Source organism: Deltaproteobacteria bacterium, assembly GCA_030654105.1.
Classification (GTDB): Bacteria; Desulfobacterota; SM23-61; order SM23-61; family SM23-61; genus JAHJQK01.
Window position 1 is genome coordinate 1 of record JAURYC010000180.1, and the last position, 4,210, is coordinate 4,210.

Sequence of the window (4,210 nt, forward strand, 5' to 3'; positions counted from 1 at the left end):
ATTTTCTTGGATCATCTCCAAATTAGTTGATCGTATTTTTAATGAAAATCTGCCAAGGTCCCGGAAAGAAAGGCAACTTACGCCGCAAGCATCGGCGGGGATATCCGATTTCCATAAACCCCCCTGCTTGCCTTCCGCAAAGCGCGCGGGGCTAGGAAAAGAAACCTTCGGAGAAATAACAGAATCTCCCCGCCATAGTTAGAGAGAGATATGTGCCTCATGATTGCAAGCAAGATGCCTTTCTTTCCGGGACCCTGAAATCACTGGGCATTCTAATTCTGCCAGCTCTTTGTCCCTCAACTAATTTGGAGATGACCCATTTTCTTTTGACAAGTTCCTGGAGATGGCGTAAATTCCATTATTATTCACCACGCTCACGTTAGTTGAAAGAGATGTTGATTATATAGAGAAGGAGAATGAAGATGACAAGTGGGGACACAATTGAGAAAATTTGGGCCCGGGAGATATTAAACTTCCGTGGCAACCCAACGGTTGAGGCCGAAGTCATTCTGGCCGATGGCAGCTATGGCAAGGCAGCCGTGCCTGCGGGAATCAGTACCGGAAGCCACGAAGCGGTTCAGTTATTGGACGGGGATTCCAAACGCTTCGGGGGTAAGGGTGTTCTCAAAGCGGTAGAAAACGTCCGCCAGGTGATCGCACCGGCGTTGAAGGGTATGAAGGCGACCCGGCAGAAAGAAGTCGATGAGAAGCTCCTGAACCTGGATGGCACCCCAAACAAGAGCAGGTTGGGGGCCAATGCGATTCTGGCTGTCTCTTTGGCCACAGCTTATGCCGCCGCTGCCAGCCTGAAAGTCCCCTTATACCGCTATTTAGGAGGAGAAGGACCCTTCCGTCTGCCAGTGCCGGTAATTGATATGCTCGCCGGAGGTTCGCATGCCCAGAGCTCAGTTGACCTCCAGGAGTATCTGGTGATTCCAGCGGGGCTCTCGAACTTCCCGGAAGCGCTCCGAGCCGGGGTCGATGTGTACCAAGCATTGAGAGAGGTCATTCAGAAGAAGGGGTACAGCATCCCGGAAGCGAGCGGCCCCTATACCCCGTCCCTGGGCTCCAACCGGGAGGGGGTGGAAGTTATCGCCGCGGCCATTGAGAAAGCCGGCTACAAGCTCGGGAAGGAGTGCTTTATCGGGATAGACGCCGCCACATCCGAGCTTTATAGTGATGGAAATTATGCCCTAACCGGAGAGGGACGCAACCTCACTTCGGAGGAAATGGTGGATTTATGGGCCGAGTGGGTTGAGGCCTACCCCATCGTGAGCATTGAAGACGGGTTGGCGGAAGAAGATTGGGAAGGATGGCAGGCTTTGACCAAACGGATAGGAGAAAAAGTACAACTGGTCGGAGACGACCTTTTCACTACTAACCCCGACCGCATTCAGAGAGGAATTAAACTCAAGGCGGCGAACGCCGTACTTATCAAGCCCAACCAGATCGGCACCCTGACCGAGACGCTGGAGGCGATCCGCATCACCCGAGAAGCAGGATGGGCTGCCATGTTGAGCTCCCGTTCGGGAGAGACCGAGGACAGCACGATTTCCGACCTGGCGGTCCTGGAGGGTGCCGGGCAGATAAAATTGGGGCCTCCTTGCCAGAAGAGTATCGTTAAATATAACCGGCTCCTGCGCATAGCCGATGAGTTGGGGGAAAAGGGGGAGTACGCCTGCGGTAGCATTCGTTGCTCCAGATTACAGATAATCCCCTGATACGGGGAGCCGGTGTTCCGGGAGATTTTAACTGGCGAGCGAGCCTGAGTTCATAGACAGGGAGAGAAGTTCTAATTATCCATGAGGACCAGAATTCAAAATGTGAAAGTCCTTCTCTCTACCGGGAATTTTTCCGGTCGAAAAGCCATGTTGCCGATCCTGGAAGCAGGTCTACAGGCTGCAGATCCATACTCCAATACCCGAAAACTCATTCGGGTGGAGGACGGGAAGCTGATCGTCGGGAATAAGGAATTCGAGCCCAGCGGAGACCCCAGATCTGGCGACGAGGTGTATGATCTCTCCCGGCTCGGCAGAATCTACGTTTTAGGTGCGGGCAAGGGCATCCAGAATGTGGCCAAAGCCATAGAAGATGTTCTGGGTGACCGACTCACGGGGGGCCATGTCATTGACAAGAAAGGTCATCCTTTAATTTTGAAAAGGATCGGCGTTACGCTGGGGGGTCATCCGACGCCCGACGAAGACTGTGTCAAAGGATGTGAGCGAATCCTGGAGATAACCAGAGATCTGACGGAGAAGGACCTGGTCTTTACCTGTGTGGCGAACGGTGTGTCCTCACTTCTGACCATGCCGGTGCCCGGCATAAGCGTGGAGGACTTGCGCAAGACTACGATGGTTACCCAGATCGAGCGCGGTATGCCGACGAGGGATCTCAGCCCCATCCGGAATCATCTGGATCGGATGAAAGGAGGAAGAATCTCCCGCCATATCCATCCGGCGAAAATGATCCACATCCTGGCGATCGATCCGGGTGAATATGACCAACGGATGCACGGAAATTACTGGCTTCATACCCTTCCTGACTGTACAACCTTTCAAGAGGCCATCGCCAACTTAAAACGGTATGAGGCTTGGGAGGCGGTTCCCGCCGCAGTCAGAAGACATTTGGAGGAAGCCGACCCCGAGCAGGAAACCCTCAAGGCCAAGGATTTTGATAAAATGTCTTTCCGCATCTTCGGCCTCATGCCCGGATACTGGCAGAGCGGGAAAGTGCTGCCGGCCATGAAAAAAGCCGAAGAGCTCGGGTTCAAAGCAATCATGGTTGCCGATCAACTCATAGAAATTGAGGCCAGTCAGGCTGGAATATACATGGCTGCGATTGCCAACACCGTCGAACGAAGAGGCCTGCCCTGCGAGCCTCCCTGCGCCCTGTTCTCCAGCGGGGAGTTGGTCGTAACCGTGGGGCAAGAAAAGGGGATCGGTGGACGGGACCAGGAATTCGCGCTCTCGGCGGCCCTAAGGATTGCTGGAAGTAAAAATATCGTAATTGCGGCGGTGGACACGGACGGCACCGACGGACCCGGCTCCCAGTTCATCGCCGGCTCGGTGGATATTCCCTGTCTCGCCGGGGGCATCGTGGATGGGCAGACCGTTGAGTCAGCAAAAAATTTGGGAGTGGATATCGTTGGAGAGCTGAGGCGGCATAACACCAGCCCTGCTTTGTGGAAACTCAACAGCGGGATCGTGGTGACTCCGAACATAAGTCTCATAGACCTAACGGTGGCGTTAATCATGGGGCGCTGGCCATAGGGAAAAAGATGATCGAAGTTGGGGCAAATCTTTATTCTGATCTTGAGACAGGAGGAAATTACCGGCCGGGGATTTGGGGTTTAAGAAAGGATGCTGGATTTTTGAACGGATTCTGGAAAAATGGATGGACAGGGCCAGAGAAAATTTCCGGGAGGGGAGAATGGAAAATAAAGAGAAACTTGCGGCTCCGTGCGGCTTATACTGCGGTGTTTGTGCTATTTACATTGCCCACAAAGAGAATAACTTAAAATTTAAAGAGAGATTACCGAAGGTTTATGGGGTAAGTCTGGAGGATATCCGCTGTGAAGGATGCCTCTCTGATGATTTATTCAAATACTGTCAAGTCTGTCCGATCAGGTCCTGTGTAAAGGAGAAAGGGTTCGAGGGATGCCATCAATGTAATGATTTTCCTTGCAAATATATCGAGGATTTTCCTATTCCTGTTGGTAAAAAAGTTATTTTCCGCTCCATCCCAGCCTGGAGAGAGCTGGGAACAGAGAGATGGATGGAAGAGGAAGAAAAACGCTACCATTGCCCCGATTGTGATTACAAATTGTTCCGGGGTGTGAAAAAGTGTCGGAGCTGTCAACAGCCAGTGGATGTTGATTAGCCATCCCATGTATCAGATCAAGAGGGGATCATCCATTAATTAAATTGTATAGGAAATTCCTTTTTGGACACGGATGTACACAGATTATCAGGATAAACTAAAAAGAAAATAATTATCTGCGGTTATCTGCGTAAATCTGCGTCCTATTAAATTTAAGACTGAAGTATTTTTCCATTTGATACCCGATCGCCCTTCTCCCTATACTGACTCCCAAAGAAGACTCGGAACCTCCATCCCTGCCGGGTAAGAAAGAAAGCGGGGAAAAGTTCATCCGCCAAGGAGGAGACATGAACGAGTTCAAAGTAAATGATATCAAGAAGGTTGTAGTAAT

5 protein-coding genes are annotated in these 4,210 nt (G+C 51.5%); all 5 read left to right on the plus strand.

From position 1 onward, the window contains the following. On the plus strand, window positions 1-202 hold a 202-nt coding region (locus tag Q7V48_07580; GenBank protein ID MDO9210593.1), incomplete at its 5' end, for a hypothetical protein. 220 nt (window positions 203-422) lie between these two features. Then, window positions 423-1,721, plus strand: a complete 1,299-nt coding sequence (eno, locus tag Q7V48_07585; protein ID MDO9210594.1) for a phosphopyruvate hydratase — start codon at window positions 423-425, stop codon at window positions 1,719-1,721. Window positions 1,722-1,802: 81 nt separating this feature from the next. Next, window positions 1,803-3,269 (plus strand): DUF4147 domain-containing protein, encoded by a 1,467-nt coding sequence (locus tag Q7V48_07590; protein ID MDO9210595.1) that lies wholly within the window; start codon window positions 1,803-1,805, stop codon window positions 3,267-3,269. Between the two features lie 8 nt (window positions 3,270-3,277). Continuing rightward, window positions 3,278-3,517, plus strand: a complete 240-nt coding sequence (locus tag Q7V48_07595) for a hypothetical protein (protein MDO9210596.1) — start codon at window positions 3,278-3,280, stop codon at window positions 3,515-3,517. Then, window positions 3,430-3,879: a DUF3795 domain-containing protein gene (locus Q7V48_07600; GenBank protein ID MDO9210597.1), complete on the plus strand. Its 450-nt coding sequence runs from the start codon at window positions 3,430-3,432 to the stop codon at window positions 3,877-3,879. Before Q7V48_07595 ends, Q7V48_07600 begins: the two co-directional genes overlap by 88 nt. Window positions 3,880-4,210 lie beyond the last annotated feature (331 nt).

What these genes read in the sequence shown, in the direction of transcription:
- Q7V48_07595 (MDO9210596.1), top strand. Translation starts at nt 3,278, where the DNA reads ATGATCGAAGTTGGGGCAAATCTTTATTCTGATCTTGAGACAGGAGGA.
- Q7V48_07590 (MDO9210595.1), top strand. Translation starts at nt 1,803, where the DNA reads ATGAGGACCAGAATTCAAAATGTGAAAGTCCTTCTCTCTACCGGGAAT.
- eno (MDO9210594.1), top strand. Translation starts at nt 423, where the DNA reads ATGACAAGTGGGGACACAATTGAGAAAATTTGGGCCCGGGAGATATTA.
- Q7V48_07600 (MDO9210597.1), top strand. Translation starts at nt 3,430, where the DNA reads ATGGAAAATAAAGAGAAACTTGCGGCTCCGTGCGGCTTATACTGCGGT.